Source organism: Nocardia sp. NPDC052001 (genome assembly GCF_040680615.1).
GTDB lineage: Bacteria > Actinomycetota > Actinomycetes > Mycobacteriales > Mycobacteriaceae > Nocardia.
Genome location: NZ_JBFAXC010000007.1, coordinates 157,454 through 183,854 on the forward strand (window position 1 = coordinate 157,454; position 26,401 = coordinate 183,854).

29 protein-coding genes are annotated in these 26,401 nt (G+C 66.6%); 8 read left to right on the forward strand and 21 right to left on the reverse strand.

All coding sequences use genetic code 11. The features are described from left to right. Positions 1-16: 16 nt before the first annotated feature. From bla to AB0L82_RS29670, 4 genes are all read left to right on the forward strand, one after another. Positions 17-937: a class A beta-lactamase gene (gene bla, locus AB0L82_RS29655; RefSeq protein WP_364643289.1), complete on the forward strand. Its 921-nt coding sequence runs from the start codon at positions 17-19 to the stop codon at positions 935-937. 162 nt (positions 938-1,099) lie between these two features. After that, a complete protein-coding gene (locus AB0L82_RS29660) occupies positions 1,100-1,660 on the forward strand; it encodes a DUF4188 domain-containing protein (RefSeq protein WP_364643291.1) in 561 nt (186 codons plus the stop codon). Between the two features lie 51 nt (positions 1,661-1,711). Next, positions 1,712-2,386: a low molecular weight phosphatase family protein gene (locus tag AB0L82_RS29665; protein WP_364643293.1), complete on the forward strand. Its 675-nt coding sequence runs from the start codon at positions 1,712-1,714 to the stop codon at positions 2,384-2,386. Between the two features lie 235 nt (positions 2,387-2,621). Then, positions 2,622-3,023 carry a hypothetical protein gene (locus AB0L82_RS29670; RefSeq protein WP_364643294.1) on the forward strand — a complete coding sequence of 134 codons (402 nt, stop codon included), beginning with the start codon at positions 2,622-2,624 and terminating at the stop codon, positions 3,021-3,023. A gap of 113 nt (positions 3,024-3,136) precedes the next feature. On the opposite strand, the gene AB0L82_RS29675 is transcribed toward AB0L82_RS29670, so the two are convergent. The 11 genes from AB0L82_RS29675 to AB0L82_RS29725 all read right to left on the reverse strand — a co-directional run bounded on the left by AB0L82_RS29675 (position 3,137) and on the right by AB0L82_RS29725 (position 14,680). After that, the gene (locus AB0L82_RS29675; RefSeq protein ID WP_364643296.1) at positions 3,137-4,048 is read right to left on the reverse strand and encodes an acyl-CoA thioesterase II; all 912 of its coding nucleotides are present in this window, start codon (positions 4,046-4,048) and stop codon (positions 3,137-3,139) included. After that, positions 4,049-5,470, reverse strand: coding sequence for a pyruvate kinase (gene pyk, locus AB0L82_RS29680; protein WP_364643298.1), 1,422 nt, complete (start codon positions 5,468-5,470; stop codon positions 4,049-4,051). It lies immediately after the preceding gene. A 90-nt stretch (positions 5,471-5,560) separates the two neighbouring features. Then, positions 5,561-6,229, reverse strand: a complete 669-nt coding sequence (locus tag AB0L82_RS29685; protein WP_364643300.1) for an amino acid ABC transporter permease — start codon at positions 6,227-6,229, stop codon at positions 5,561-5,563. Positions 6,230-6,262: 33 nt separating this feature from the next. Continuing rightward, positions 6,263-7,021 carry a transporter substrate-binding domain-containing protein gene (locus AB0L82_RS29690; RefSeq protein WP_364643302.1) on the reverse strand — a complete coding sequence of 253 codons (759 nt, stop codon included), beginning with the start codon at positions 7,019-7,021 and terminating at the stop codon, positions 6,263-6,265. Positions 7,022-7,220: 199 nt separating this feature from the next. Beyond that, a complete protein-coding gene (locus AB0L82_RS29695; RefSeq protein WP_364643304.1) occupies positions 7,221-7,703 on the reverse strand; it encodes a TM2 domain-containing protein in 483 nt (160 codons plus the stop codon). A gap of 75 nt (positions 7,704-7,778) precedes the next feature. Beyond that, positions 7,779-8,996, reverse strand: coding sequence for a prolipoprotein diacylglyceryl transferase (gene lgt, locus AB0L82_RS29700; protein ID WP_364643306.1), 1,218 nt, complete (start codon positions 8,994-8,996; stop codon positions 7,779-7,781). A 184-nt stretch (positions 8,997-9,180) separates the two neighbouring features. After that, the gene (trpA, locus tag AB0L82_RS29705) at positions 9,181-9,981 is read right to left on the reverse strand and encodes a tryptophan synthase subunit alpha (protein ID WP_364643308.1); all 801 of its coding nucleotides are present in this window, start codon (positions 9,979-9,981) and stop codon (positions 9,181-9,183) included. Further along, positions 9,978-11,264 carry a tryptophan synthase subunit beta gene (gene trpB, locus AB0L82_RS29710; protein WP_364643310.1) on the reverse strand — a complete coding sequence of 429 codons (1,287 nt, stop codon included), beginning with the start codon at positions 11,262-11,264 and terminating at the stop codon, positions 9,978-9,980. Before trpB ends, trpA begins: the two co-directional genes overlap by 4 nt. Before the next feature lie 8 nt (positions 11,265-11,272). Then, on the reverse strand, positions 11,273-12,091 hold the full coding sequence (gene trpC, locus AB0L82_RS29715) for an indole-3-glycerol phosphate synthase TrpC (RefSeq protein ID WP_067570623.1): 819 nt from the start codon (positions 12,089-12,091) through the stop codon (positions 11,273-11,275). A 149-nt stretch (positions 12,092-12,240) separates the two neighbouring features. Further along, positions 12,241-13,140, reverse strand: coding sequence for a TIGR02234 family membrane protein (locus AB0L82_RS29720; protein WP_364643313.1), 900 nt, complete (start codon positions 13,138-13,140; stop codon positions 12,241-12,243). Next, positions 13,133-14,680, reverse strand: a complete 1,548-nt coding sequence (locus tag AB0L82_RS29725; protein ID WP_364643315.1) for an anthranilate synthase component I — start codon at positions 14,678-14,680, stop codon at positions 13,133-13,135. Before AB0L82_RS29725 ends, AB0L82_RS29720 begins: the two co-directional genes overlap by 8 nt. Positions 14,681-14,970: 290 nt before the next feature. On the opposite strand from AB0L82_RS29725, the gene AB0L82_RS29730 reads away from it, so the two are divergent. The 4 genes from AB0L82_RS29730 (at position 14,971) to AB0L82_RS29745 (ending at position 17,133) form a co-directional block, all read left to right on the forward strand. Then, on the forward strand, positions 14,971-15,198 hold the full coding sequence (locus AB0L82_RS29730) for a hypothetical protein (RefSeq protein ID WP_364643317.1): 228 nt from the start codon (positions 14,971-14,973) through the stop codon (positions 15,196-15,198). 107 nt (positions 15,199-15,305) lie between these two features. Further along, entirely contained in the window at positions 15,306-15,764 is a 459-nt protein-coding gene (locus tag AB0L82_RS29735) for a peroxiredoxin (protein ID WP_364643319.1), read from the forward strand. A 105-nt stretch (positions 15,765-15,869) separates the two neighbouring features. After that, entirely contained in the window at positions 15,870-16,466 is a 597-nt protein-coding gene (locus tag AB0L82_RS29740) for a permease (RefSeq protein ID WP_364643321.1), read from the forward strand. A 136-nt stretch (positions 16,467-16,602) separates the two neighbouring features. Then, complete coding sequence (locus AB0L82_RS29745; RefSeq protein ID WP_364643323.1) at positions 16,603-17,133, forward strand: MarR family transcriptional regulator; 531 nt, start codon at positions 16,603-16,605, stop codon at positions 17,131-17,133. On the opposite strand, the gene hisI is transcribed toward AB0L82_RS29745, so the two are convergent. The 10 genes from hisI to hisD form a co-directional block, all read right to left on the reverse strand. Beyond that, positions 17,130-17,486, reverse strand: coding sequence for a phosphoribosyl-AMP cyclohydrolase (gene hisI / locus AB0L82_RS29750; protein WP_364643326.1), 357 nt, complete (start codon positions 17,484-17,486; stop codon positions 17,130-17,132). The genes AB0L82_RS29745 and hisI overlap by 4 nt on opposite strands. 41 nt (positions 17,487-17,527) lie before the next feature. Continuing rightward, a complete protein-coding gene (locus tag AB0L82_RS29755; protein ID WP_364643329.1) occupies positions 17,528-19,504 on the reverse strand; it encodes a PQQ-binding-like beta-propeller repeat protein in 1,977 nt (658 codons plus the stop codon). A gap of 95 nt (positions 19,505-19,599) precedes the next feature. Then, positions 19,600-20,373: an imidazole glycerol phosphate synthase subunit HisF gene (hisF, locus tag AB0L82_RS29760; protein ID WP_364643332.1), complete on the reverse strand. Its 774-nt coding sequence runs from the start codon at positions 20,371-20,373 to the stop codon at positions 19,600-19,602. Between the two features lie 4 nt (positions 20,374-20,377). After that, on the reverse strand, positions 20,378-21,196 hold the full coding sequence (locus AB0L82_RS29765) for an inositol monophosphatase (RefSeq protein WP_364643335.1): 819 nt from the start codon (positions 21,194-21,196) through the stop codon (positions 20,378-20,380). Between the two features lie 5 nt (positions 21,197-21,201). Next, positions 21,202-21,933, reverse strand: a complete 732-nt coding sequence (priA, locus tag AB0L82_RS29770; RefSeq protein WP_364643338.1) for a bifunctional 1-(5-phosphoribosyl)-5-((5-phosphoribosylamino)methylideneamino)imidazole-4-carboxamide isomerase/phosphoribosylanthranilate isomerase PriA — start codon at positions 21,931-21,933, stop codon at positions 21,202-21,204. A gap of 58 nt (positions 21,934-21,991) precedes the next feature. Then, complete coding sequence (locus tag AB0L82_RS29775) at positions 21,992-22,444, reverse strand: MarR family transcriptional regulator (protein WP_364643341.1); 453 nt, start codon at positions 22,442-22,444, stop codon at positions 21,992-21,994. 121 nt (positions 22,445-22,565) lie between these two features. Further along, positions 22,566-23,198 carry an imidazole glycerol phosphate synthase subunit HisH gene (hisH, locus tag AB0L82_RS29780; RefSeq protein ID WP_364643344.1) on the reverse strand — a complete coding sequence of 211 codons (633 nt, stop codon included), beginning with the start codon at positions 23,196-23,198 and terminating at the stop codon, positions 22,566-22,568. Continuing rightward, positions 23,195-23,809: an imidazoleglycerol-phosphate dehydratase HisB gene (gene hisB / locus AB0L82_RS29785; RefSeq protein WP_364643346.1), complete on the reverse strand. Its 615-nt coding sequence runs from the start codon at positions 23,807-23,809 to the stop codon at positions 23,195-23,197. The genes hisH and hisB overlap by 4 nt, the downstream gene beginning before the upstream one ends. A 38-nt stretch (positions 23,810-23,847) precedes the next feature. Next, complete coding sequence (locus tag AB0L82_RS29790; protein ID WP_364643349.1) at positions 23,848-24,978, reverse strand: histidinol-phosphate transaminase; 1,131 nt, start codon at positions 24,976-24,978, stop codon at positions 23,848-23,850. After that, on the reverse strand, positions 24,975-26,312 hold the full coding sequence (gene hisD / locus AB0L82_RS29795; RefSeq protein WP_364643352.1) for a histidinol dehydrogenase: 1,338 nt from the start codon (positions 26,310-26,312) through the stop codon (positions 24,975-24,977). The genes AB0L82_RS29790 and hisD overlap by 4 nt, the downstream gene beginning before the upstream one ends. Positions 26,313-26,401: the final 89 nt, after the last annotated feature.

A 26,401-nucleotide genomic window follows, 5' to 3' on the forward strand; every position in this document is an offset into this window, starting at 1 on the left:
CGACGAAAGGATGCGTATGCGGTTCGGGTGGCGTGGCACGGTTTTGGGGGCGGCGGCCCTCATCGCGATCGCGGGATGTGGCGGTGGTGACGATTCCGGCCCCGACGCGAAGGAAACCACAGGCAGCGCCGCCGAAACCGTCGACGTCACCGGCGCGATGCGCGATCTGGAAACCAGATACGGCGCACGCCTGGGCGTCTTCGCGGTGGATACCGACAGCGGCCACGAGGTGTCGTATCGCAAGGACGAGAAGTTCGCGCTGGCATCCACTTTCAAGGGAATCGCGTGCGGGGCGCTACTGAAGCAGCATCCGCTGCACACCGGATACTGGGACACCGTGGCGCATTTCGGCCAGGAGGACGTGGTGGCCGCCTCGCCGATCAGCTCGCAGCGAGTCGAGAGCGGTATGACGATCTCGGAACTCTGTCATGCCGCCATTACGGCCAGCGACAACACCGCCGCCAACCAACTGCTGAAGCAACTCGGCGGACCGGCGGCGATCACCGCGTTCATGCGGAGCATCGGCGATCAGGTGAGCCGTCTGGACCGCTGGGAAACCGATCTCAACACCAATATTCCGGGCGATGAGCGCGACACCACCACCCCGGCCGCCTTGGCCGCCGACTACCGCACCCTGGTGCTCGGCGATGTACTCGGACAGCCCGAACGCGATCAGCTCAAAGCCTGGCTGGTCGCCAATACCACCGGCGCACAACGGATTCGAGCCGGTCTGCCGCCGGGCTGGACGGTCGGCGACAAGACCGGCACCCCGGCCTACGGCGGCAACAACGATGTGGCGATCGCCTGGACCGAACTCGGCGGCCCGATCGTGATCTCGATGCTGGCCACCAAGACCGAACCCGACGCCACCACCGATAACGCATTGCTCGCGGACGCCACGCGACTGGTGGTGAATTCGCTCAACGTGCACGAATAGCGGTAACGGACTGGACGGCTGGATGGCATCCGCGGGCCCGAGAGAGCATGCTGGACCCCAGGGGACGCGTAGTGAAGAGGGTCCGAACCGTCGTAGCGGCTATCTCGTACATCCGCACAGACCGACCTGACGACGGCCTCGGTTCGAAGTGGAGGTCTCCTCATGCGGGTGCACAGGGTTACGGCGGATCTGTCCGAATACCCGGACCTGGTGGTCATCCTGCTCGGTATGCGGGTGCACCGGGCACGCGGCATCCTGCGACTGCTGGGTGTGGGCCCCAAGCTCTACAGATCCCATCACGACCGCCCGGACGGCCTGCTCTCGCATGAGGACGTGATCTGGTCGCTGTTCCCGCCGCACTGGGGTGCGCGGCAGTACTGGCGCGATCTGGAGAGTCTGGAGCGCTGGACCAGATCCGAACCGCACAAGATCTGGTGGCGGGACTTCCTGAAGGATTCCGGCGGCACCGGCTTCTGGCATGAGGCGTATTTCGCGCGCGGCGGGATCGATTCGGTGTACGACGATATGTCCCCGGTTTCCGGGCTCACCCGATTCGCACCGATGGTGCCCGCGCGCGGCCGCATGTTCTCCACCCGCCAGCGCGTGCGGGGCGCGGAACCATTGGTCGAATCGGTGGTCGACGAGACCGAGTACTACGCCGGGAGCGAACTCCAGGCGACCGACATTCGGCCGCGAGATGAACTTCCCGGACGAAACGTGTGATTCGGTCTTCCAGGCGTTTTCGCGGCCGCGCCATGGGCATACGTTGAGCGCATGCATGTGCTCTTCGTGTGCAGCGGCAACGTTTGCAGGTCCGTCATCGCCGAGCGCCTCACGCTGGCGGTGGCCGCCGAACACGGGCTACAGGAGCTATCCGCCGAAAGTGCGGGCGTGCGGGCGCTGGTCGGCTTCCCGGCGGAACCGCTTGCGGCGCAAACGATCATCGGACTCGGCGGCGACCCGAGCGGATTCAAGGCGCGCCGGCTGAAACCGGAGATGGTGCTGCGCGCCGATCTGGTGCTCACCATGACCGACAAGATCCGGGATCAGGTGCGCGAACTGGTGCCCGAGGCGCTGCCCCGCACCTTCACCCTGCTGGAGGCGTACCGCATCGCCAAGGTGAGCGGTGCGCGCTCGGTGGTCGGACTGCACGCCGCCCGCGACGATCTGGCCTACGTGGGGCGCGAGAACATCTCGGACCCGGTGGGTTTGAAGGCCCAGCAGTTCTGCGAGGTCGGCGATCGGATCGCCGAGGCGCTGGTGCCGCTGCTGCTCGCATTGCACGCGCATCAGCATCCGCAGGCCACCATCCAGCGGCGCGGCGCGGGTGACGCCGACGCGCCGCAGCGCCCCGCGCTGCTGGTGCTGCCGGGCGGACGCGCCGATACCGGTCCGCTGCCCGAATTGTCCCGGCGGTCAGCCGAACCCGTGCGGCACTCGGCCGGATAGGCCCCGCTCCGGCCGGCGACACATACGAATTCCGGCCACCGACGTCGGCGAATTCCGGCCACTCGGCAGCGATTTCGGTCATTCGCGGCCCGCTGCTACTTCCCTTGTGGCGTAACCAGGATTACGCTGGCCCCTGCGTGTCAATACACCTGTCTGCCCGCTAAGTCCGGTAAGGGATTACACTTCCGCGCGGAACACCACCGCCGGTGGTTCGACACAGGAACAGGACTCAGACATGCCGAAGCGCATTTCGGATGTTTCGCTCCATGTTTTCGTCACACCGCAAACCCTCCACCGCGTCACCGAAACCGTGTGCCGCGTCGTGGATGACTACGTGGACGATCGCGACATCTTCGCGTGGCGCTTCACCCTTCCGGTGGAGTGCGACGATCCCACCCATACGGTCCTCGAAACCCAGTGGCGCCTGGATCATCCCGACGCCGATCCGGGTGAGCGCCGCACCTACGAGATAGCGCTGAGCCTGGTCGGCGAGGCGCGCCAGCTCACCAAGGCGGGCATCGCCCGGCTGGAGCAGCGGCTGGTGCTCGAGCTATCCGCGGACGAACCCATCCCCTACATCGTGCACGCGCTGCAGCGGGAGAACTTCGACCTCGAAGAGAACCGCGAGCTCATCTGAGCCGCTACCCCTCGGCATCCATTGCGAGCGGGTGGATTCCGGCCCAGACCATGCCGGAATGACGAACGGGCCGCACCCGCGCGACGGGTACGGCCCAGATCTGCTGTCTCGGTTCAGGCGCGGGCCGGGAAGTGCCGGATGACGCCTTCCTGCACCGTGGTGGCCAGGAGTTCGCCTGCGCGCGAGTAGAAGTGACCGCGCGCCAGCCCGCGCGAGCCCGCCGCGACCGGCGATTCGGTGGCGTACAGCGCCCAGTCGTCGAACCGGAACGGCCGGTGGAACCAGATGGAATGGTTCACCGTGGCCGCGAGAATCCGGTCATGCCCCCAGGACAGCCCATGCGTGGTGATGATCGAGTCCAGCACCGTGGTGTCGGACGAATACGCCAGCGCCGCAACATGAATCAGCGGATCATCGGGCAGCGCGCCATCGGTGCGCATCCACACCCGATTGTGGTTGAGCTTCTCGCCCGTACCCTTGAGGATCCAGGCCGGATCGTTCGTGTACCGCATATCGATGGGATGCGGTGCCTTGACGAACATTTCGAGCTTGTCTTCCATGCCGATGAAGGATTCCTCCACGCGCGGAAGGTTTTCCGGATCGGCGACCTCGGGCAGCGGCGAACCGTGCTCGAGGCCCTTACCCCAGTCCTGGAAGGCGGCCAGCATGACGAACAGTTCCTGATCGTCCTGATAGGCCGTCACCGTGCGATTGGCGAACGCGCGCCCGTCGCGATGCCGATCGACGCGATATTCGATCGGCTTCTTGACATCGCCGCCGCGCACGAAATGCGCGTTGACCGCGTGCACCGGCCGGCCGGGGCCGACCGTGCGCCCGGCGGCGATGATCGCCTGCGAAACCAGCTGCCCGCCGAAGGTGCGACTCCACACCTTCTCCGGGTGCTGTCCGATGAAGATGTCCGGTCCGTGCTCCTCGAGATCGAGCAGCTCGAGGAGCACCCGTAGATCATCGGCCGGGGCCGGTGTTTCAGCCCCGGTCAGGGTTTCGTCAAGCGACGCACTCACCTAGTGGTCCTCCTCGCCGATGCGGTGCACGTGGATCAGATTGGTCGACCCCACGGTACCCGGCGGGGAGCCCGCCACGATCACCACGAGATCGCCCTTGCGGTACCGGCCGATCGACAGCAGCGCGGTATCCACCTGATGAATCATCTCGTCAGTGCTATCGACGGTGGGGACGATGAATGTTTCAGTGCCCCATGTCAAGGCCAGCTGACTGCGAATCGCCGGATTCGGGGTGAATGCCAGCAGCGGCAGCGGGGTGTGCAGGCGGGCCAGGCGGCGCACCGTATCACCGGACTGCGTAAAGGCAACCAGCGCTTTGGCATTGAGCCGTTCGCCGATATCGCGCGCCGCGTAGGAGATGACGCCGCGCTTGGTGCGCGGCACATGGGTCAGCGGCGGCACCCGAGTGGAGGATTCCGATTCCACCGCGTGCACGATGCGGGCCATGGTGCGCACGGTCTCGATCGGGTAGTCGCCGACCGAGGTCTCCCCCGAAAGCATCACCGCGTCAGCGCCATCGAGCACCGCATTCGCCACATCGGACGCCTCGGCGCGGGTGGGCCGCGAATTGGTGATCATCGATTCCAGCATCTGGGTGGCCACGATGACCGGCTTGGCGTTCTCGCGCGCCATCTGGATGGCACGCTTCTGCACCAGCGGCACCTGCTCGAGCGGAAGCTCCACGCCGAGGTCGCCGCGCGCCACCATGATGGCGTCGAAGGCCAGCACGATGGCCTCCAAATTGTCGATGGCTTCGGGCTTTTCGAGCTTGCCGATGATCGGCACCCGGCGGCCCACGCGATCCATGATCTCGTGCACCAGCTCCACATCGGACGGGGAGCGCACGAAGGACAGCGCGATGAAGTCCACGCCGAGCTTCAGCGCGAACTCGAGATCCTCGATGTCCTTCTCGGACAGGGCCGGAACGGAAATATCCATACCCGGCAGCGAGACGCCCTTGTTGTTGGAGACGGGGCCGCCCTCGGTGACCCGGCAGATCACGTCATTGCCGTCGACACGCTCGACGGTCAGTCCCAGCTTGCCGTCGTCGACGAGCAGCCGATCCCCGGCCTTGGCGTCCTTCGCGAGCTGCTTGTAGGTGGTCGAAACTCGGTCGTGAGTGCCGTCGATGTCGTCTACCGTGATGCGGATTTCTTCACCCGTCGCCCAGACGGTCTTACCCTCGATGAACCGGCCAAGTCGGATCTTCGGTCCCTGGAGATCGGCGAGAATTCCCACCGCGCGGCCGAGCAGATCGCTGGCCTGACGCACCTTTTTATAGTTGTCGGCATGGTCGGAGTGTTCGCCATGGCTGAAATTCAGCCGCGCCACGTCCATTCCACTCTCAACGAGTTCACGAATACGGTCCTCGGACGACACAGCCGGTCCGAGTGTGCACACAATCTTCGTTCGTCGCATCACGGCATCAACCCTAGACCTGCCGTTGGTGTCCCGCTGAACGGGCACACGCTCCCGCGAAAGATATACACATGCCGTTCAGCTAACCGCCGGTCAGCGCGCGACGTGCCGTCCGAGGCGGGTCTCCAACCGGGTTTGCCCGAAGCCCAGGACCAGGCATATTACCCAGTAGTAGAGTGCCGCTACGCCATACAGCGCGAAGAAGTCGAACGTCGGCGCGGCCGCCAGCTGAGCCGTCCGCAACAACTCGGTGACGAGGATGGTGGACGCCAGCGAGGTGTCCTTCACCAATGAGATCAGGGTGTTGGACAGCGACGGCACCGCGATCCGCGCGGCCTGCGGCAGGATGATCAAACGCAGTGCCTGCGCATAGCTCATACCGACCGCATAGGACGCTTCCCACTGCCCCTCGGCGACCGAAAGAATAGCGCCGCGAATGACTTCGGCCGCATATCCGCCGACATTGAGACTGAACGCGATCACCGCCGCCGGGAACGGATCGATCACTATGTGGAACTGCGGCAGCGCGTAGAACACGATGAACAGCTGCACCAGCAGCGGCGTGCCGCGAATGATCGAGATGTAGAACCGGGCCGCCGCCGATACCGGCCACAGCTTGGACATCCGGGCCAGCGCCACGAACAGCGCCAGCACCAGTCCGATAGCGAAGCTGATGGCGGTGAGCGGCAGCGTCATCTCGACGGTGGCCTTCAACATCGGCCACAGATTCGCCCGGATCAGTTCCCAGGTGGCGTCGTCCATTCGGTCGCCAGTCGTCCAATCGTCCTGTGCCGCTTACTTGCTGACGTCGGTGCCGAAGTACTTGTCGGAGATCTTGGCCAGGGTGCCGTCCGCGCGCAGCTGATCAAGGGCGGTGTTGACCTGATCGATCAGCGCCTGCGAATCCTTGCGCCCGGCGAACGCCTGCTTGCTGGTCTCACCGGTCTTGCCCGCGACGTGCACGCTGGAATCATTGGTCTTCTTGCTGTACTCGCCCACGGCCAGGGTGTCGTTGACCGTCGCGTCGACGCGGCCGTTCTTGAGCAGCTGGATGGCCTGTACGAAGCCCTCGACGCCCTCGACCTTGCAACCCGCGCCCGCGGCGACCTTGTTCCAGTTGCTGGTGACCGACTGCGCGCAGGTCTTACCGCTCAGATCGGTGAGCGCGTGGATACCGGTGTTATCGGCCTTGGTGACGATGACACCCTCGGAGGTGGTGTACGGCTGCGAGAGCGAATACTTCTGCGCGCGTTCGGGATTCACGGTCACCTGATTGGCGACCAGATCGAAGCGCTTGGACTCGAGGCCCGCGAAGATCGCATCCCAGGGGGTCTGCACGAATTCCACCTTGCGGCCGAGCTTTTCGCCGACGGCCTTGGCGACCTCGACGTCGTAGCCGGTGATGCTGCCGCCGTCCTGATAGCTGAACGGAGCGTAGGTGCCCTCGGTGCCGATCTTGAGCACATTGGGGTCGTCATTGCCGCTGCTGCATGCGGTGAGCGCCGCGGTGGCGGCGACTACGGCGAATACGGCGGCCAACAACTTACGGCGCACGGGGACTACCTCTCCTCGAGCGTGGTCGACCCACGCGACGGACAACCGACAAAGGGTACGCCGTAAACCAACCGGGTGGCACGTCAACCATCTGATCGCGCGAAAACCTTGTGCGATCACGCATGGTGATGATAAACGGCGGACGGGCACCGCCCTGCCCAGTGGTGCCCGCCGAAGTCGGTGTGTCGCTACCGCGCGATCAGTCCTTGAGCGGACGACCCTGCGGGTCCGGCACCTTGCCGGTGAGGATGAGAATGCCGTCGATCAGCGACCAGATACCGAAGCCACCGCACGTGATCAGTTGCAGCACACCGATGGTGGTGTAACCGAGGTAGAAGCGGCCGATGCCGAGGCCGCCCACCAGGATCTGCAACAGGCCCGCGGTCAGCTTGGACTTGTCCGAGTACGGGACGCCGTACGGATCGCGGCCGAACGGGGCCTCGGCATCCGCGCCGTAGGGCATCGGCTGACCGTAGGGGCCGGGCTGACCGTACGCGGGCTGCGGCGCACCGTATCCGGGCTGCTGTCCGTAGGCGGGCTGCTGACCGTAACCGGGCTGAGGCTCACCGTAACCGGGCTGCGGCTGGCCGTACCCCGGCTGCTGCTGACCGTACTGCGGGCCCGTACCAGGCGCGCCGTACTGCGGGCCCGGTTCGGGCTGTTTGGCGAATGGGTCGGTCACTCGAGTCCTCCTGGATCGCGGGCCGCACGGCCCCCTGTGTGCTGAACCCGCCGTGCGAGCCTCGATACGCGGCGGTCAGGAGCCATTCTTGCCCGAGTCGACCGTTTTCGTCGCGTCGAGCGTGACCGCCGGTTCGGATTCACCGGATTCGGAAGAGTTATCGCGCACCTTTGCGGATTCGTTGCCTTCCGAAGCGGAATCGGAGGTGGCGGGGTCCCCGGATGACTCGGATGACCCGGCCTTCTCGAGATCAGGCGAATCGGACTTCTCGAGATCGACCGCCGCATCGTCGGCGGCGGTGTCGGCCGCGGCGGCATCGGCGGTGGTGAACTCGGCCGCCGCGACCCCGGTGCCCGCGCCGTACTTACGCAGGGCGGAGAACTGCCACGGCCACGGCCGCAGCACACCGGCTCGCACCTGGTCCGGCGTCTCGCGCCCCTTGGTCGCGAAGACGAAATACGCTATGGCGCACAGGAATACGATCGCCGCGGTGAACGAGTTGATCCGGATCCCGGCGATATGGGTGGCGTGATCATCACGCAGCAGCTCCACGAAGAAGCGCCCGAAGCAGTAGATCGCCACGTACAGCGCGAACAGTCGCCCGTGCCCGATCTTGAACTTGCGATCCACGTACAGCAGGATCGCCACGCCGAGCAGATTCCAGATCAGCTCGTACAGGAAGGTCGGCTGCACGATCTTGACCGGCGGACCCGAGGCGATGCCGTTCATCAGATCCGGATCACCGTGGGTGTTGAAGCGGTCGTAGATCTCCAGACCCCACGGCATGGTGGTGGTGCGGCCGAACAACTCCTGATTGAAGTAGTTGCCGAGTCGCCCGATGCCCTGCGCGAGCAGAATGCCCGGCGCGATGGCGTCACCGAACGCGGGCAGCGGGATCTTGTAGATGCGGCAGCCGATCCACGCGCCGAGCGCGCCCAGCAGCACCGCACCCCAGATGCCGAGGCCGCCCTGCCAGATCTTCCACCAGTCCCCCGCCTTACCGCCGGGACCGAAGTACGTCGACCAGTCGGTGGCCACGTGATAGAGCCGGCCGCCGATCAGACCCAGCGGCACCGCGAACATGGCCACATCCAGCACCATGCCCTGCTGCCCGCCGCGCTGCTGCCACCGCTTCTCCCCCAGCCAGATGGCCGCGACGATACCGAGGATGATGCAGATGGCGTAGGCCCGCAGCGGGAACGGTCCGATATCCCATACGCCGCGAGGCGGACTGGGAATGTAGGCCAGCACGTCGGAGGCCGGAACTCGGTCGGCCAGGGCTCGTATGGTCACGCGCCCACCGTAGCGGAATCAGCTGGGAAGGCATGTGGCCCGGGTGGCGCGCCGCCGACACCTCGGCGAACAACACCCCACCGCGGCCCGGCCACCGCTCGCCCCCTCCGAGGGACGGGCCCGGCCCACAGCCGCGCAGGGCCCGCACCGAATTCGGTGCGGGCCCTGCGCTTTTGCTGGTTCGTCAGGAAGCCACGGCGGCCGAGCGGACGCCGAGGGCGAGTTCCTCGGTGAGGGTGCGGACCGCGCCCAGGCCCTGGGCGGCGGCGCTCACCAGCGCCGAGCCGACGATGACTCCGTCTGCGTAGGAAGCGATTTCGGCCGCCTGCGCGCCATTGCGCACACCCAGGCCGACGCCGATCGGAATATCCGAATGCGCGCGGACGCGGGCGCACAGGGCCGGGGCCATATCCGAGACCGCGTCACGAGCGCCGGTGACGCCCATGGTGGAGGCCGCGTAGACGAATCCGCGCGAGGCTTCCAAGGTCTTGACCAGGCGCTCTTCGGTGGAGGACGGGGCCACCAGGAAGATGCGATCCAGGTTGTAGGTGGAGGAGGCGACGAACCAGTCGTCGGCCTCTTCCGGAATCAGGTTCGGCGTGATCAGGCCGAGACCGCCCGCCGCCGCGAGATCGCGGGAGAAGGTGTCGACGCCGTACTGCAGCACCGGATTCCAGTAGGTCATGACCACGGCCTTACCACCGGCCTGGCTGATCGCCTCGACGACCTTGAACACATCGCGCACGCGGATCCCGCCGCGCAGCGCCTGTTCGGCGGCGGCCTGGATGGTCGGTCCGTCCATCACCGGATCGGAGTAGGCGACGCCGACTTCGATGACGTCGCAACCGGATTCGACCATGGTGCGGCAGACGTCGATGCTGCCCTGCAAATCCGGGTATCCGGCGGGCAGATAACCGATGAGCGCCGCGCGATTCTCCTCACGGCAGGCCGCGAAAGTATTGGCAAGACGGGACTGCTGGCTCACTTGTCGTTCTCCTCGGTCTTGTCGAAGAGCCCGAACCAGCGGGCGGCGGTGTCCATATCCTTATCGCCGCGACCGGACAGGTTGACCAGAATGATCGCGCCCTCGCCCAATTCCTGGCCCAGCTTCAGCGCACCGGCGACGGCGTGCGCGGATTCGATGGCCGGGATGATGCCCTCGGTGCGGCTCAGCAGCATGAGCGCGTCCATGGCCTCGGCATCGGTGATGGGCCGGTATTCGGCGCGGCCGATGTCCTTGAGATGCGCGTGCTCCGGGCCGACGCCCGGGTAGTCCAAACCGGCTGAGATCGAATGCGATTCGATGGTCTGGCCGTCCTCGTCCTGCAGCAGGTACGAGTACGCGCCCTGGAACGCACCCGGGCGGCCACCGGCGAAAGTGGCTGCGTGACGGCCGGTTTCGACACCGTCGCCCGCCGCCTCGTAGCCGATCAGGCGCACGCCCTCATCATCGATGAACGGGTGGAAGATGCCGATGGCATTGGAACCGCCACCGACACAGGCGGTTACCGCATCGGGCAGCCGACCGGTCAGCGCCTGGATCTGCTGGCGCGCCTCCATACCGACGATGCGCTGGAAGTCGCGCACCATGAGCGGGAACGGATGCGGTCCGGCGGCGGTGCCGAAGCAGTAGTAGGTCGCGTCGGCATTGGTGACCCAGTCCCGCAGCGCCTCGTTGATGGCGTCCTTGAGCGTCTGCGAACCCGTTGTCACACTGACGACTTCGGCGCCGAGCAACCGCATGCGGGCCACGTTCAGCGCCTGCCGCGCGGTATCGACCGCACCCATGTAGATGACGCATTCCAGGCCGAGCAGCGCGCACGCGGTGGCGGTGGCGACGCCGTGCTGGCCCGCGCCCGTCTCCGCGATAACGCGGGTCTTGCCCATACGCTTGGCCAGCAGCGCCTGCCCGAGCACATTGTTGATTTTGTGAGAACCGGTGTGGTTCAAGTCTTCTCGCTTGAGCACGATGCGAGCGCCACCCGCGTGCTTGGCGAGGTTCTTGCACTCGAACACCGGCGACGGACGCCCGGTGTAGTCGCGCTGCAAGCGATCCAGCTCATTGAGGAAGTTGGGGTCGACGCGCACCTTGTCGTATTCGGCGGTGACCTCTTCGATCACGGCCATGAGCGCCTCGGGCACATGCCGGCCGCCGTAGACGCCGAAGTGCCCGCCGAGATCCGGCTCATGCGCACTGCGCTGCGCGACGCCCGCGCTGGCCTGCGGCAGGCCGAGCGTGTTCTTACCCAGGTCGTTGATCTGTGTCATCGGCTCTTTCACCGGCCCCGGCGAACCGGCTTCGGGCAGGACGGATGGGTGCCGGCGGTCACCAGCTCGGCCACCGCGGCGCGCGGGTCGCCGCTGGTCACCAGGCCTTCGCCGACGAGCACGGCGTCCGCGCCCGCTCCGGCGTAGGCCAGCAGGTCCGCGGTGCCGCGGATACCGGATTCGGCGATGCGGATGACATCGCTGGGCAGGCCGGGGGCGATGCGCGCGAACACATCCCGATCGACCTCGAGGGTCTTGAGGTTGCGGGCGTTCACACCGATCACGGTGGCGCCGGCCTCGAGGGCGCGATCCGCCTCTTCCTCGGTGTGCACCTCGACCAGCGCGGTCATGCCGAGCGATTCGGTGCGGTCGATGAGCGAGGACAGCACGTCCTGCGGCAGCGCGGCCACGATCAGCAGAATCACGTCCGCGCCATGGGCGCGGGCCTCGTGAATCTGGTACGGGCCGACGATGAAGTCCTTGCGCAGGATCGGAATGTCGACCGCGGCACGCACCGCGTCGAGATCCGCGAGCGAACCACCGAAGCGACGCTGTTCGGTCAGCACGCTGATGATGCGCGCGCCACCGTCCTCGTACGCACGGGCCAGCACGGCCGGGTCCGGAATGTCGGCCAGGGCGCCCTTGGAAGGAGAAGACCGCTTCACCTCGGCGATAACGCCGATACCCTCTTCGTGCAGCGCAGCCTTGGCGTCACGTGGAGATTTCGCCGCGGCGGCGGCCTTCTTTACTGCCTGAAAATCCAGGAGGGCTTCCCGAGCGGCCACATCCGCGCGGACCCCGTCGAGAATCGAGTCGAGTACCGTCATCTGGCTCGAATCCTTTCTGGGGAGACGGACTTGCTGCCTGAGAATCCCCCCAGGCGCTGTCTCACCGATGCTGATAAAGAGTAAATGGCTATGTTCCCGTCACTGTCGGCGGGGGCGGAACCGGGAGCGACTCTGCTCCGGCCCGCTGTTCACGCGGGCTTATGGCCCGTTTTCCCGCTACCTGGATCATCGTGTGCGGCAGGGGTATTGGTTTCATCGTCGGTCGGATCCGCACCGGCGTCGAGGGCATCCCACAGGACACGGCCCGACAGCGGCTCCGCCGGGGTCGACTGTGACCCGGATTCCGCGGCGCGCGTGACCGCGTGATGTTCGGCAACCTGTTCGGCCGCCTCGGACTTCCGGAAAACCGGGTTGTCGTATTTTCCGGACATGGGCGCGGAGGCCGACGGCATGCGCGTCAGCAGCACACCGGCTCCGAACGCCGCCACCGCGCCGATGAGGGTCAGCACCGCGGGCAGCGTCGAGGTCTGCGCCTGCCCTACATGTTCCCAGTCGTGCAATTCCGCCAGCCGACCGGCCCGCTCCGCCGTTTTACCGGCACCCTTGAGCAGGGCGTACGCGGGTACGGCGGCCACGGCGGCGAGAACCGCCACCACCACGCCGATTATCCGGCGCGGCCAGCCGCTGGTGGCGAAAACCGCCGCGATGGTGGCGAGCAGCACCAGCGCCAGCGGCGTCAGCGCGCCGAACCAGGTCCCGCCGTCGAGTTTATCGGTGCGGCCGGGACCGAGTTCACTGATGACTTCGACGCTCACCCAGGTCATCCGCGACGCGGCCCACAGCAGTGCCGCGGCCACGGCGAGCAGGGCCGCCGCGCCCACGGGCCTGGGCTTCGACTTGGCCCCATCCGTCTCGGCTTGTCGCGCATCGGCTTTCGCTTCGGCGGCGTCGGCTTCGGCCCGCGCCGCATCCGCTTGTGCGGCCTGCGCATCCGCCTGTGCGGCTTGCGCATCGGCCGACGCGGCGGTCAGGTCATCCGAATCCCGCTGCGGTACGGCCTTTTCCGGGTCGGGGTCCGGATCACTCATCGGTGCTGCCGTTCGGGCGGTAAGCGCGCAGGGTTTCGGCGGCGGCCACGGCCTTGAGGACGGCCATCGCCTTGTTGCGCGATTCGACGTCCTCGTAGTCCGGATCGGAGTCCGCGACGACGCCCGCGCCCGCCTGTACGTACGCCGTGCCGTTCTTGAGCAGCGCGGTGCGGATACAGATGGCGGTATCGGCGTCACCGGCGAAATCGAGATAGCCGACCACACCGCCGTAGATACCGCGGCGGGTGGGCTCGAGTTCCTCGATGAGTTCCATGGCCCGCACCTTGGGCGCGCCCGAGAGGGTGCCCGCGGGGAAGCACGCCTGCACCGCGTCGAATGCCACCTTGCCCGCGGCGAGGCGGCCCGACACCGTCGAAACCAGGTGCATCACATGGCTGTAGCGCTCGATATGCCGGTATTCGGTGACACGCACGGTGCCCGGTTCGCAGACGCGGCCGATGTCATTGCGGCCGAGATCGACGAGCATGAGGTGCTCGGCGTTCTCCTTCTCATCGGCGAGCAGATCCTTCTCGAGGAGCAGATCGTCCTCCTCGGTGGTCCCGCGCCAGCGCGTGCCCGCGATGGGATGCGTGGTCGCGATGCCATCCTTGACCGTCACCAGCGATTCCGGGCTGGAGCCGACGATGGAGAACGCGGTGCCGCCGGAACCGTCCGGAATGTGCATGAGATACATGTACGGGCTCGGATTCGACGCGCGCAGCATGCGATACAGGTCGATCGGCGTCCCGCCGTATTCGATCTCGAAGCGCTGCGACAGCACCACCTGGAACGCCTCGCCCGCCTCGATCTCCTTGACCAGGCGGCGCACGCCCGCACCGAATTCCTCGGAGGTGCGCTGGCGGCGGAAGTTCGGTTCGGGGCGGTCGAATACCGAGACGGTGGATTCGGCCGGGGCGGCAAGGGCTTCGGTCATGCGATCGAGCCGGGCCACGGCGTCGTCGTACGCCTCGTCGACGCGATCATCGGTGCCGTTCCAATTGACGGCATTGGCGATGAGGGTGATCGCGCCCTCGTGATGGTCGAAGGCGGCCAGATCGGTGGCCAGCAGCAGCACCATCTCCGGCAGTTCCAGATCATCGGCGGCGAGCGCGGGCAGGCGTTCCATCCGGCGCACGGCGTCATAGCCGAGGTAGCCGACCATGCCACCGGTCAAAGGCGGCAGACCGGGCAGGCGTTCGGTGCGCAGCAATTCCAGGGTTTCACGCAGCGCGACCAGCGGGTCGCCACCGGCGGGCGCGTCGGCCGGACTCTGCCCGAGCCAGGCCGCCTCACCGTCGACCACGCTCAGCGCGGTCGGACTACCCGCGCCGATGAACGACCATCGCGACCAGGAGCGCCCGTTTTCGGCGGATTCGAGCAGGAAGGTCCCGGCCCGGTCGGCGGCCAGTTTGCGGTAGGCCGAGAGTGGAGTCTCCGAGTCCGCCAACACCTTTCGAATCACCGGCACAACCCGATGATCGGCCGCGAGCAACCGGAACTGTTCGCGGGAGGTGGTGGAGGGGTTCGACGCGCTGGGCATTGCCCCATCATTCCAGGCGACACAACGGGAAATTGAATTGGCCATCCCCGCCCAGCCAGGACCCCTCCGGCGGCGAATACTCGGTGCGGTCATCACTACGCTCGCGGCAATCTGCGCTTTCAGCAGATCAATCTGCTCCTCCAGCAGATGGAGAGGTCGCACGCGGTATCCCAATCGAGAGGAGTTCAACACAGATGTACCCCTCGCAACCGGTAGCTCCGGAGGGTCCACGGCACGCTGCTCCGCAGGTCGGCCAGGGTATGCCCGGTCAACCGCCGCGGATGATGAATATGAATCACCAGCAGGGTGGTCAGCAGGTCGGCGGTAAGTACAGCGCCATCGCCTCGTTCGTCACCTATGTGAAGGCCCTGGAGGCGCTCGATCCGCGCAACTTCCCGGACGAGTACGCCGAGCACACCGAGCGTCTTCGTGAGCTCAAGCCGTTCCTGCGGGCACACGGCATTCTCGATGTCATGGATATCAAGAACCCTGAGGTCGCCGCGCTCATCGGTGTCTGACCCAGGGGCGTTCCCGAAGTTCCGAAAACGGCCCGCGGCCGGACCGTACAGACAGGTCCGTCCACGGGCTGATTCGTGCGCGAAGGTAATCACGTAATCTGCTGCGTATGAAGCCAGGCCAGCTCGCCCCGAAGTTCGAGCTTCCGGATCAGTCCGGCACCGTGCGTTCCCTCGAGTCACTGCTCGCGGATGGTCCCGTGGTGCTCTTCTTCTACCCCGCCGCCAACACCCCGGTGTGCACCGCCGAGGCGTGCCACTTCCGGGATCTGGCAGGCGAATTCAAGGCCCTGGGCGCGTCCTGCGTCGGGATCAGCGCCGATGATGTCGAGGTGCAGTCCGGGTTCGCGCAGAAGCAGGGGCTCGGCTACCCGCTGCTGTCGGACAAGGGTGCGAAGGTCGCGGCCGAATTCGGAGTGAAGCGCGGACTGCTCGGCCCGCTCATGCCGGTCAAGCGCACCACCTTCATCATCGATCCCGACGGCAGCATCGCCAAGGTGATCAACAGCGAGCTGCGCGCCAATGTGCACGCGGATGAGGCACTGGAGTTCCTGCGCGCGCGTAGCTGATTCGAGGCCCCGCACCCGCCGCGGCGCTTCGGTTCGTCCGTCGCGTCCGGTTGGTCCGGAGTGGCGCTCACTGCCGCGTCGCGTGGCGCGGCATACGCTTGGGCTATGACTACGCCCAGCGAGACCGTGCCGGAGCGCAAGCGATCCTCGTTCGTCACGTGGCGCAATCGCATCATCGCGCTGGTTATCGCGGCGGTGGTGCTGTGGTTGTCGTATCTCATTCTGGCGGCGTTCATTCCGCGCTGGTGGGCGCAGCGGATCGCGGAAATGGTGCACGGCAGTTTCTCCAAGGGCATCTGGACCGGTTTGTCGATGGGTGCGGTTTGTACCTTTCTGCCGCTTTTTCTGCTGTTGATCGCGGGAATGACCTGGCGGAAACGGAGCGGTCCGTTTATTGCGGGCGCTTCGGCCGTTCTCGCTCTCATTGCCGCCATCCCGAATTTGATGACGCTGACCGTCGTACTCGGCAGTTCCAATGCCGCACACGCCGGTCAGCGGATTATGGATGTCGACGCGCCCGCATTTCGCGGGGCCGCGCTGGCGGGTGCGATCGCGGCCGCGGTGGTGTTCCTGGGTGTGGCATTTCTCTTGGTGCGCAGGCGAATCCGGAAGAATCGCGCCGCGAAGCAACAGCCGGTTCCGGAAAAGCCGCGCGTGTCCGCCGATACGCCGCCAAATCCCGCGGAACCCGGCGCGTACTGATTTCGCCGTGCGACACGCGTGATGGATGTCACGTCATTCATGAACACCGTGACTGACGAGCGAAATCGTGGCAAACTTTGCTTTGCGGGTGACTCGCTGTTGATGCTCCACCAACCGCCGGACTGGCCAGCACAACATGTCACTTGGCTGCTACGAGAGGGCTGGCACGGTGACAAAGTGGTTGAATCCCATGGAACAGCGAGCGTGGCGAACCGTCATCGCGCTGACCACCCGACTCCCCGCTGCACTGGATACCCAGCTTCAACGTGAGTCCGGGATTACCCATTTCGAATACTTCGTGATGACTCTGCTCTCCGAAGAACCAGGCCACCGGTTGCAACTGAGTGAGCTTGCGCAAAAGGCAAACGCATCGCTATCGCGTCTCTCCCATGTGATTTCCAAGCTCGAGCGTTTGGGCTGGGCCGAACGCGTCTCCATCTCCGGACGACGCGGCGCACAGGCCGTACTCACCGACGCGGGCTTCCAGAAGGTCACCGAGGCCGCCCCCGGATACCTGGAATGCGTACGCGGTCTGGTCTTCGACGGACTCGACAAAGACCAGACCAAAGAGTTGCTCGAACTCGGCGAGGCGCTTCTCCAGCAACTCGACAAGGGCATGGCCCGCGGCGTCGGCCGCTCCGGCCGCCCCAACAGCCACCTGGATTAGAGCAGCTGATCGCCCCGGGCGAGCAGCACATCGGTATCGAAGCAGGTGTGCGTCCCCGTATGGCAGGCCGCGCCTTCCTGATCCACGATCAGCAGCACGGTATCCCCATCGCAGTCGAGCCGAACCTCATGCACATACTGCGTATGCCCCGAGGTCTCCCCCTTCACCCAGTACTGCTGCCGCGACCGCGAATAGTACGTCCCCTTACGCGTCTCCAGCGTCCGAGCCAGCGCCTCATCATCCATCCAGGCCATCATCAGCACATCCCCGGTACCGCGCTCCTGCGCGACAGCCGCGAACAACCCATCCTCATTGCGCTTGAGACGGGCGGCGATAGCGGGATCGAGACTCATCCCTCGGTTATAACAGGGTGAACGACCCCGTCCGCGCGCGGCTAGCCGTTCGGCCGGAATCCGACCAGGTCGGCCCCGGTGTCAGTGACGCACGGCACCAGCGTCGCGCCCGGAACGGACAGTGGTGTGATGCCGGAGCAGCGTATGCCATCCCTGGTGATCGGCACGCCGGCAACGGGCGTGCCGTCGGTGCGCCGCCACGCCCGCACTTCGGTGTAGAGCCGGAGATCGGACCGGTAGCGGGTGGCTTCCACCAGTTCATCGGACAGGAACAGGTCGTCGGACGCGGCGATGTTCGAATGGTCGGGCACCTGGAGGCGGTTGACCGCCGACCCGTCCGCGACCCTGCGAATCTCCAGCACGACGGGCTCGTCGGGGTCGGTCTCCGGCTGGATCAGCATGTCGGTGCCGGTCGGGTCGACGGCCAGGACATTCGACCCCGCCGATCTCACGATCGGGGCGCTGATCAGATGTTCGGGCTTATCGATGAGAATCCGCTGCCGCGGGCCGTTCCCGGCGTGGAAATCGATGAGCACCGCACCCGCCAGGTGCGTGATGATCGACCCCAGCTCGCCCCTGCGGGTTGCCCGTGCGAGCTCACGTTCGGCCAGGATCGACCCGGTCACGGGATCGAGCGCGGTAACCACCAGTCGCGCGGCGAGCACACCGCCGTCGAGTCGGAACGGGCATTTCGCGATTCGGTAGATCGCCGCGTCGGTGCTGATCACGTCATCCAGGCCCGCGCCCTCGCAGACTTCGGTGGACCACAGGCGTTTTCCGCTCCGGGCCGCATACCGAGCGATATGGGTTTCGTCGGTGGCGAGCAGTGCCACCGGCCCGCTCCAGCCACGTTCCCGCCACGCGGGCCAGCGTTCCTTTCCGAACGCCAGATCCGCGAATTCCGATTCGCCCCACAGTAATTCGCCTGTGACGGCGTCGAAGGCCGTCAAGCCGCCATTGCGCCACTGGGCGAGCACCACCGATCCGCCTTCGAGTGACATCAGCGAGTCCGCGATGTAGGCGACGCCCGACTGACCATCCACCGGCACGTTCGAGCGTCGGTAGTGCCAGCGCGCCGCACCGGTCGTACCGTCGTAGGCGACCAGTCCGGTCTCGGTGGCGATCACGAAACCGGTTCCGGCGATGACCATTCCGGCGAGGCTCTTACCATCGGCACTGAGCGGCAGCGAAACGCGATACCGCTCCGCGCCCAGCGTGGCCGGGATAGCCGGAACCGGGATCGACGCGGCGGTGACATGATCGATCCGAGTACCGTCGTTACCGGCGTGGATCGACACCGCGGCTACCAGTGCGCTGACGAGGATCCCGGCACCGAGCCCGAGAACCAGATGCCGCCGTTCGGCGGCGCGCACGGTCGCGGGGCGCAGTAGACCGATGAGAAGCACTGTGCCGCAGAGGATCAGAGCGATCGCACCGGCAGCGGTCGGCAGTCGCGGGAACAGCGGGTACTCGAACCGCGCCCCGGTCAGCACACCGGGCATATGCTGGGTGACCGCGTACCAGCTCAGGTTCACCACGGCGACCCCCAGCACCAGCGCCCAGGCGCTGACAGCCCGGTCAGGGCGCTCGGTTCGGCTGCGGCGCAATAGATCCGCGATGACGACCACCAGGATCAAACCCCAGATGAGCGCGAGGCCGGACCACCGCTCCGGTACCGTCGCGAACGGCAGCGCGAACTCGCCGAACACATCTCGCCCGGATGCCCACCGGTCGCCCAGATTCCGAGTCGCCGCTCCGAATCGACTGTAGAGCGCCAGTACGGTCCCCCCGATAACCAGTCCGGCACCGAACATGCCCAGGACGGCAGGCGTCCGCCGACCGGATTCAGCAGCCGGGGCCTCAGCGTCCGATTCGGAGCCGCGCCCCGAATCGATCGACGACACAGTCGATTTCGACGTCGAACCGGGTTCGGGGCTGATGCTGGGGCCGCCCGGTTCGGCATTCGGCTCGGCGGCGGCCGGGTCGGATGGAGTCGGCTGCGGATCGTGGTCGGGCATAGCTCCCCCTCGGTGGTATGCGGCGGCGTGGTGCCGGTGCAATCATTCCGAAAGGGGGTGCGGTCCTGGGGAGGACACGCTCGGGGTGATGCGGGTCAGCGGACGGTGATGCCCTCGGTGCGCATGGCGTCTTTGACCTCGCCGATGGTGAGGTCGCCGAAGTGGAAGACGCTGGCGGCGAGGACGGCGTCGGCGCCCGCTTGGACGGCGGGGGCGAAGTCCTCGACCTTGCCCGCGCCGCCGGAGGCGATGACGGGGACGGAGACGGCGGCTCGGACGGCGCGGATCATGGTGAGGTCGAAGCCCGCTTTGGTGCCGTCGGCGTCCATGGAGTTGAGCAGGATCTCGCCTACACCGAGTTCGGCTCCGCGGATTGCCCATTCGACGGCGTCGATGCCGGTGCCGCGTTTGCCGCCGTGGGTGGTGACTTCCCAGCCGGAGGGGGTGGCGGGCTGGCCTTCGGGCACCGTGCGGGCGTCGACCGAGAGGACGATGCACTGGGAGCCGAAGCGTTCCGACATTTCGCGCAGCACATCGGGATTGGCGATGGCGGCGGTGTTGACCGAGACCTTGTCCGCGCCCGCGCGCAGCAGGCGGTCCACATCGGCGACGGTGCGGACGCCGCCGCCGACGGTGAGGGGGATGAAGATCTGTTCGGCGGTGCGGGTCACCACGTCGATCATGGTGCCGCGGTCGCCGGTGGAGGCGGTGACGTCGAGGAAGGTGAGTTCGTCCGCGCCCTGGGCGTCGTAGGTGGCGGCGAGTTCGACGGGATCGCCCGCGTCACGCAGGTTTTCGAAGTTGACGCCCTTGACCACGCGGCCGGCGTCCACGTCCAGGCACGGGATTACGCGCACTGCCAACGTCATTGCTCTACCTTTCCTCGGATATGTCGGCGGCCCTGACGGTGTCGCCGATCATGTCCAGTAGTTCCTCGTGCACGCCGGGCGCGGCGGCCAGCACCGACTTGGATTCGATGGTCCAGTCGCGGCCCAGCAGATCGGTGACCACGCCGCCCGCGGCCCGCACCAGGGCCACGCCCGCGGCGTTGTCCCAGGGATGGTGTCCGAAGACGACCGCTCCACCCAACACGCCGGATGCGGTGTATGCCAAGTCGATTCCCGTCGAACCGTGCATGCGGACGCGCCCCGACAACCGGCTCAGCGCACCCAACAGGTTGAAGCGGAAGATTCCCGGAATACGGCCCGCCCCATCGATATTGAAGGCCCCGAAGCCGATCATGGCGCTGGAGAGCTTGCCGTGCGCCAGTTTCGGCAGCGGCTGCCCGTTCAGCAGTACCGGCCCGTCCACGGTGGCGGCGTAGCGCTGATTGAGCCCGGGCAGCCAGGTCAAGCCGATGACCGGTTCGCCGTCCCGCACCAGCGCCAGCAGCATCCCCGAAAGCGGATGTCCCGCAGAGTAATTGAAGGTGCCGTCAATCGGATCCAGCACCCACGCGGTACCGCTGGTGAGCTGGGGGCCGCCGAATTCCTCACCGTGCACCGGGAATCCGGTGCGCTCGGTCAGCTGCTCGGAAATGGCGCGTTCCAGCTCCAGATCGAGTTCGGTCGCGAAATCGTTGCGCCCCTTCTCGACCGCGCTGGGCGCGCCGACGCCTTCCACGAAACGCGGTGCGGCGGCGTCGAGTACATCACGGGCGATGGTGAGCAGCTCGGCGAGTTCGGCGGCCATCTGGTTCAGCGCACCGCGGCGAGGGCTTCGGGCAGGGTGAACCGGCCCGCGTACAGGGCCTTGCCGATGATGGAGCCTTCGACGCCGTCCTCGGTGAGGGTGGCGATGGCGAGCAGATCGTCGATGGTGGAGACGCCGCCCGAGGCGACGACCGGCGAGTCGGTGGCATTGGCGACATCGCGCAGCAGCACCAGATTCGGCCCGGTCAGCGTGCCGTCCTTGCTGACGTCGGTGACCACGTAGCGCGAGCAGCCATCGCGTTCGAGGCGCTCGAGCACCTCCCACAGATCGCCGCCGTCGCTGACCCAGCCGCGCCCGCGCAGCCGGTATTCACCGTCGATGAGCTTCACATCCATGCCGACCGCGATCTTGTCGCCGTACTCACCGATGGCGCGCCGGCACCATTCCGGATTCTCCAGCGCGGCGGTGCCCAGGTTGACCCGCGCGCACCCGGTGGCGAGCGCGGCCTTCAGCGATTCGTCATCGCGGATACCGCCGGACAGCTCCACCTTCACATCGAGCTCACCGATGACATCCGCCAGCAGTTCCCGATTGGATCCCTTGCCGAACGCGGCATCCAGATCCACCAGATGCACCCATTCGGCGCCGTCGTTCTGCCAGGCCAGGGCGGCGTCGCGCGGCGAACCATAACTGGTTTCGCTGCCCGCCTCCCCCTGAACCAGGCGCACGGCCTCACCATTGGCGACATCGACGGCAGGTAGCAGCACAAGACTCACGCAAGCATCCTAGTAGTTACCGGTCACCGCCTCGGCGTCGGCCCGTACTGCCGCCGATTCAGTTGCGGGCGTGTAGTTCCAGGATGCGGGTCAGGGTGAGGACGAAGTTGGCGCGTTCGGCGGCGGTGAAGCCGGGCAGCAGTTCGGTCTGCGCGGCTTCGAGACGGGTGTCGAGGTCGTGCAGGTGGGCGCGTCCGGCGGCGGTGAGGGTGAGGGTATTGCGGCGGCGATCGGCCGGATCCGGCGTGCGGGTGAGGTAGCCGCGATCGGAGAGAGCGTTCACGGCGGCGACGATATCGCTGCGGTCGATCCCGGTGCGGCGACCGACCTCGGCCTGACTCAGGGGACCGGTTTCATCGACGGTGGCGAGCAGGGCGTAGTGGTAGCGGCGCGAACCGGTGGGTTCGAGGGCGCGTTCGGTGGCGCGGCTGGCCAGGATCGCGACCTGGCCGACCAGGCGGGTCGGGAGGGCGCGGAGGCGGCCGGAGGCTCCTGCGGGCGCGATGTCCATGCGGGCAAAGTACCCCTCTTGTTGGTGGGGCCAACGTTCCAGTCACGCGCCGATCGCAGTCGTCCCGCTGAAACACGAAACCCCCGCCGACAGCGGGGGTTTCGGATGCCGATACGCGATGTCAGAGCGAGTTGACCCAGTTGCGCAGTAGCTGAGCACCGGCGTCGCCGGACTTCTCCGGATGGAACTGGGTGGCGCTCAGCGGACCGTTCTCCACCGCCGCCAGGAACGGGACACCGTGCTCGGCCCAGGTCAGTTTGGCCGGGGCGAGCGGGCCGTCATCGGTGAGTTCCCAGTTCTGGGCGGCGTAGGAGTGCACGAAATAGAAGCGGGTGTCCGCGTCCATGCCCGCGAACAGCACACTGTCCGCCGGAGCCTTGACGGTGTTCCAGCCCATATGCGGGAGCACGGGCGCGTCCAAACGCTCTACGACACCGGGCCATTCACCGCAGCCGTCGGTTTCGACACCGAATTCGACACCGCGCTCGAACAGGATCTGCATGCCGACGCAGATGCCCAGCACCGGACGGCCGCCCGCGAGCCGCTTACCGATGATGCGATCGCCACGCACCCCCAGCAGCCCCGACATGCAGGCCGCGTACGCGCCGACGCCCGGCACCACAAGACCGTCCGCGTTCAAGGCGATCTCGGGATCGGCGGTGACGGTGACCTCGGCCCCGGCGCGCACCAGCGCGCGCTCGGCCGAGTGCAAGTTGCCCGAACCATAGTCCAGCAGTGCGAGTTTCGTGCTCATAGCGTCCCCTTGGTGGACGGGATGCCGGTCACGCGCGGGTCGTATTCCACGGCGGCGCGCAAAGCCCTTGCCACAGCCTTGAATTCGGCCTCGGTGATGTGATGCTGATCGCGGCCGTACAGCACCCGCACGTGCAGCGCGATGCGCGCGTTGAGCGCGATCGATTCGAAGACATGGCGATTGATGACCGTGGAGTACGAGGCACCGGCCCCGACGGACGGAATCACGGTGTGCAGCATGTGTTCCGGCTCGCCGGTGTGCACGCAGTACGGGCGGCCCGAGACGTCGACGATGGCCTGCGCGAGGGTTTCGTCCATGGGGATGAAGGAGTCACCGAAGCGGCGAATGCCCTTCTTATCGCCGAGCGCCTGCGCCAGCGCCTGGCCGAGCACGATGGCGGTGTCCTCGACCGTGTGGTGCGCCTCGATCTCGATATCGCCCTTGGCCTGCACGGTCAGATCGAAGCTGCCGTGCTGGCCGAACGCGGTGAGCATGTGATCGTAGAACGGGACGCCGGTGGAGATATCGGTCTTACCGGAGCCGTCGAGGTTCAACTCGACCACGATGCTCGATTCACGGGTGGTGCGTTCCACCCGGGCGATTCGGTCCATGCTCGCTTCCGTGTTCATCGGGAGGCTTGCCTCCGTGCTCATCGGGCAACCGTTTCGGTCGCAACAAGTTTCGCGCTGACGCGCAGGAATTCGTCGTTCTCGGCGGCCAGGCCGATGGTGGTGCGCAGATACCCCGGAATGCCGACATCGCGAATGAGCACGCCCTCGTCGAGGTAGTGCTGCCAGGCACGGGGGGCGTCGGCGAAGCGGCCGAAGAGTACGAAGTTGGCATCGGAGGGGATGACGTCGTAACCCATATCGGTGAGCGCCGCCATCACCCGATCGCGCTGCGCCGCCAATTCCGCGACGCTGCCCAGGGTTTCGTCGGCATGCCGCAGTGCCGCCCGCGCCGCGGCCTGGGTGACCACGGACAGGTGGTACGGCAGGCGCACCAGCAGCATGGCGTCGATGACCGCGGGTGCGGCGACCAGGTAACCGAGTCGCCCGCCCGCGAAGGCGAACGCCTTCGACATGGTCCGGCTGACAACGAGTTTCGCCGGGAACCGGTCGATCAGCGAGATGGCGCTGGGCGCGCTGGAGAACTCCCCGTACGCCTCGTCCACCACCACGATGCCGGGTGCGGCATCGAGGATGCGCTCCAGGTCCGCGACCGGAATGCTGTGGCCCGTCGGATTATTGGGGCTGGTCACGAACACCACGTCGGGGCGGCGATCGGCGATCGCCATGACGGCGTAGTCGATATCGAGGGAGAAGTCGCCATTGCGCTTGGCTTCGATCCACTCGGTGTCGATGCCCTCGGAGATGATCGGGTGCATCGAATACGAGGGCACGAAACCCAGTGCGCTGCGGCCGGGTCCGCCGAACGCCTGCAGCAGCTGCTGCAGGATCTCATTGGATCCATTGGCGGCCCACACATTCGACACGTCCACCGCGACGCCGGTCTGCCGGGTCAGGTAGGCGGCGAGATCGGTGCGCAGGCCGACGGCATCGCGGTCCGGGTAGCGGTGCAGGTCGGCGGCCGCGGCGCGAACGGATTCGGCCACATCGTCGACGAGCGCCTTACTCGGCGGGTGCGGGTTCTCATTGGTATTGAGCTGTACCGGCACCGTCAATTGCGGTGCGCCGTAGGGACTCTTACCGCGCAGGTTCTCGCGCAGCGGCAGATCGTCCAGCGAGACAGCGGATCCGGGGACGGTCACGGCGTTCACGACAGTTCTCCGAATCGCACCTGTACGGCCTGGCCGTGTGCGGGCAGATCCTCGGCGTTGGCCAGCGCGACCACGTGTCCGGCAACGTCTTTCAACGCCGCTTCGGAGTAGTCCACGACGTGGATGCCGCGCAGGAAGGTCTGCACGCTCAAACCCGAAGAGTGCCGGGCACATCCGGCGGTGGGCAGCACGTGATTGGAACCCGCGCAGTAGTCGCCGAGGCTGACCGGGGACCACGCGCCGACGAAAACCGCTCCGGCACTGCGCACCCGGGCGGCGACGGCGGCGGCATCGGCGGTCTGGATCTCCAGGTGTTCGGCCGCATAGGCGTTCACCACGCGCAGGCCCTGCGCGATGTCATCGACGAGCACGGTGCCGGACTGCTTACCGGTCAGCGCCTCGGTGACCCGATCGTGGTGCTTGACCACGGCCATCTGCGCGGTGAGCGCCTTGTCCACGGCATCGGCCAATTCCAGGCTGTCGGTGACGAGCACGCTCGCGGCCAGCACATCGTGTTCGGCCTGCGAGATCAGATCGGCGGCCACATGTGCCGGATCGGCGGTGGCATCGGCCAGGATCGCGATCTCGGTGGGCCCGGCCTCGGCATCGATGCCGACCAGTCCGCGGCAGAGCCGCTTCGCCGCGGTCACATAGATATTGCCCGGCCCGGTGATCATGTCGACCGGTTCCAGCTGCGCGCCATCGGTATCGATACCGCCGTACGACAGCAGTGCGACCGCCTGCGCGCCGCCGACCGCCCACACCTCTTCGACCCCGAGCAGCTGTGCGGCCGCCAGAATCGTCGGGTGCGGCAGTCCGCCGAACTGCGCCTGCGGCGGTGAGGCCACCACGAGTGAATCCACGCCCGCGGTCTGCGCGGGGACCACATTCATGACCACGCTCGACGGGTAGACGGCATTGCCGCCGGGCACGTACAGCCCGACCCGCTCGACCGGAACCCACCGCTCGGTCACGGTGCCGCCGGGCACCACCTCGGTGGTCTTATCGCTGCGCCGCTGATCGCCGTGCACCTTGCGGGTGCGCTCGATGGCGACCTCGAGCGCGGTCCGCACGGCCGGATCCAGTTCGGCCAGGGCCTGCTCGAGTTCGGCGGCGGGCACCCGCACCGATACCGGCCGCACCCCGTCGAACTTCTCGCTGAACTCGATCGCCGCCTCGACACCTCGATCGCGAATGGCCTCCACGACCGGTCGCACATGATGCAGCACCGAGTCCACGTCGACGCCCCCACGCGGCAGAGCCGCGCGCAGTTCGGCAGCAGTGGGAGTACGTCCGCGCAGATCCACGCGGGCGAGCTCGATGCGGCTTGTCATAGCGCTGTCAAGTCCTTGTCTGTGCTGATCATCAAAGGGGTCCGGCGCACAGCCGAAACTGCCCGCGACCAGGTACCAGACTATCGGGT

Coding starts and splice junctions, on each gene's coding strand:
- bla (WP_364643289.1), top strand. CDS start 17: ATGCGGTTCGGGTGGCGTGGCACGGTTTTGGGGGCGGCGGCCCTCATC.
- AB0L82_RS29660 (WP_364643291.1), top strand. CDS start 1,100: ATGCGGGTGCACAGGGTTACGGCGGATCTGTCCGAATACCCGGACCTG.
- AB0L82_RS29665 (WP_364643293.1), top strand. CDS start 1,712: ATGCATGTGCTCTTCGTGTGCAGCGGCAACGTTTGCAGGTCCGTCATC.
- AB0L82_RS29670 (WP_364643294.1), top strand. CDS start 2,622: ATGCCGAAGCGCATTTCGGATGTTTCGCTCCATGTTTTCGTCACACCG.
- AB0L82_RS29685 (WP_364643300.1), bottom strand. CDS start 6,229: ATGGACGACGCCACCTGGGAACTGATCCGGGCGAATCTGTGGCCGATG.
- trpB (WP_364643310.1), bottom strand. CDS start 11,264: ATGACACAGATCAACGACCTGGGTAAGAACACGCTCGGCCTGCCGCAG.
- trpC (WP_067570623.1), bottom strand. CDS start 12,091: ATGACGGTACTCGACTCGATTCTCGACGGGGTCCGCGCGGATGTGGCC.
- AB0L82_RS29720 (WP_364643313.1), bottom strand. CDS start 13,140: ATGAGTGATCCGGACCCCGACCCGGAAAAGGCCGTACCGCAGCGGGAT.
- AB0L82_RS29725 (WP_364643315.1), bottom strand. CDS start 14,680: ATGCCCAGCGCGTCGAACCCCTCCACCACCTCCCGCGAACAGTTCCGG.
- AB0L82_RS29730 (WP_364643317.1), top strand. CDS start 14,971: ATGAATCACCAGCAGGGTGGTCAGCAGGTCGGCGGTAAGTACAGCGCC.
- AB0L82_RS29735 (WP_364643319.1), top strand. CDS start 15,306: ATGAAGCCAGGCCAGCTCGCCCCGAAGTTCGAGCTTCCGGATCAGTCC.
- AB0L82_RS29740 (WP_364643321.1), top strand. CDS start 15,870: ATGACTACGCCCAGCGAGACCGTGCCGGAGCGCAAGCGATCCTCGTTC.
- AB0L82_RS29745 (WP_364643323.1), top strand. CDS start 16,603: ATGTCACTTGGCTGCTACGAGAGGGCTGGCACGGTGACAAAGTGGTTG.
- hisI (WP_364643326.1), bottom strand. CDS start 17,486: ATGAGTCTCGATCCCGCTATCGCCGCCCGTCTCAAGCGCAATGAGGAT.
- AB0L82_RS29755 (WP_364643329.1), bottom strand. CDS start 19,504: ATGCCCGACCACGATCCGCAGCCGACTCCATCCGACCCGGCCGCCGCC.
- hisF (WP_364643332.1), bottom strand. CDS start 20,373: ATGACGTTGGCAGTGCGCGTAATCCCGTGCCTGGACGTGGACGCCGGC.
- AB0L82_RS29765 (WP_364643335.1), bottom strand. CDS start 21,196: ATGGCCGCCGAACTCGCCGAGCTGCTCACCATCGCCCGTGATGTACTC.
- AB0L82_RS29775 (WP_364643341.1), bottom strand. CDS start 22,444: ATGGACATCGCGCCCGCAGGAGCCTCCGGCCGCCTCCGCGCCCTCCCG.
- hisH (WP_364643344.1), bottom strand. CDS start 23,198: ATGAGCACGAAACTCGCACTGCTGGACTATGGTTCGGGCAACTTGCAC.
- hisB (WP_364643346.1), bottom strand. CDS start 23,809: ATGGACCGAATCGCCCGGGTGGAACGCACCACCCGTGAATCGAGCATC.
- hisD (WP_364643352.1), bottom strand. CDS start 26,312: ATGACAAGCCGCATCGAGCTCGCCCGCGTGGATCTGCGCGGACGTACT.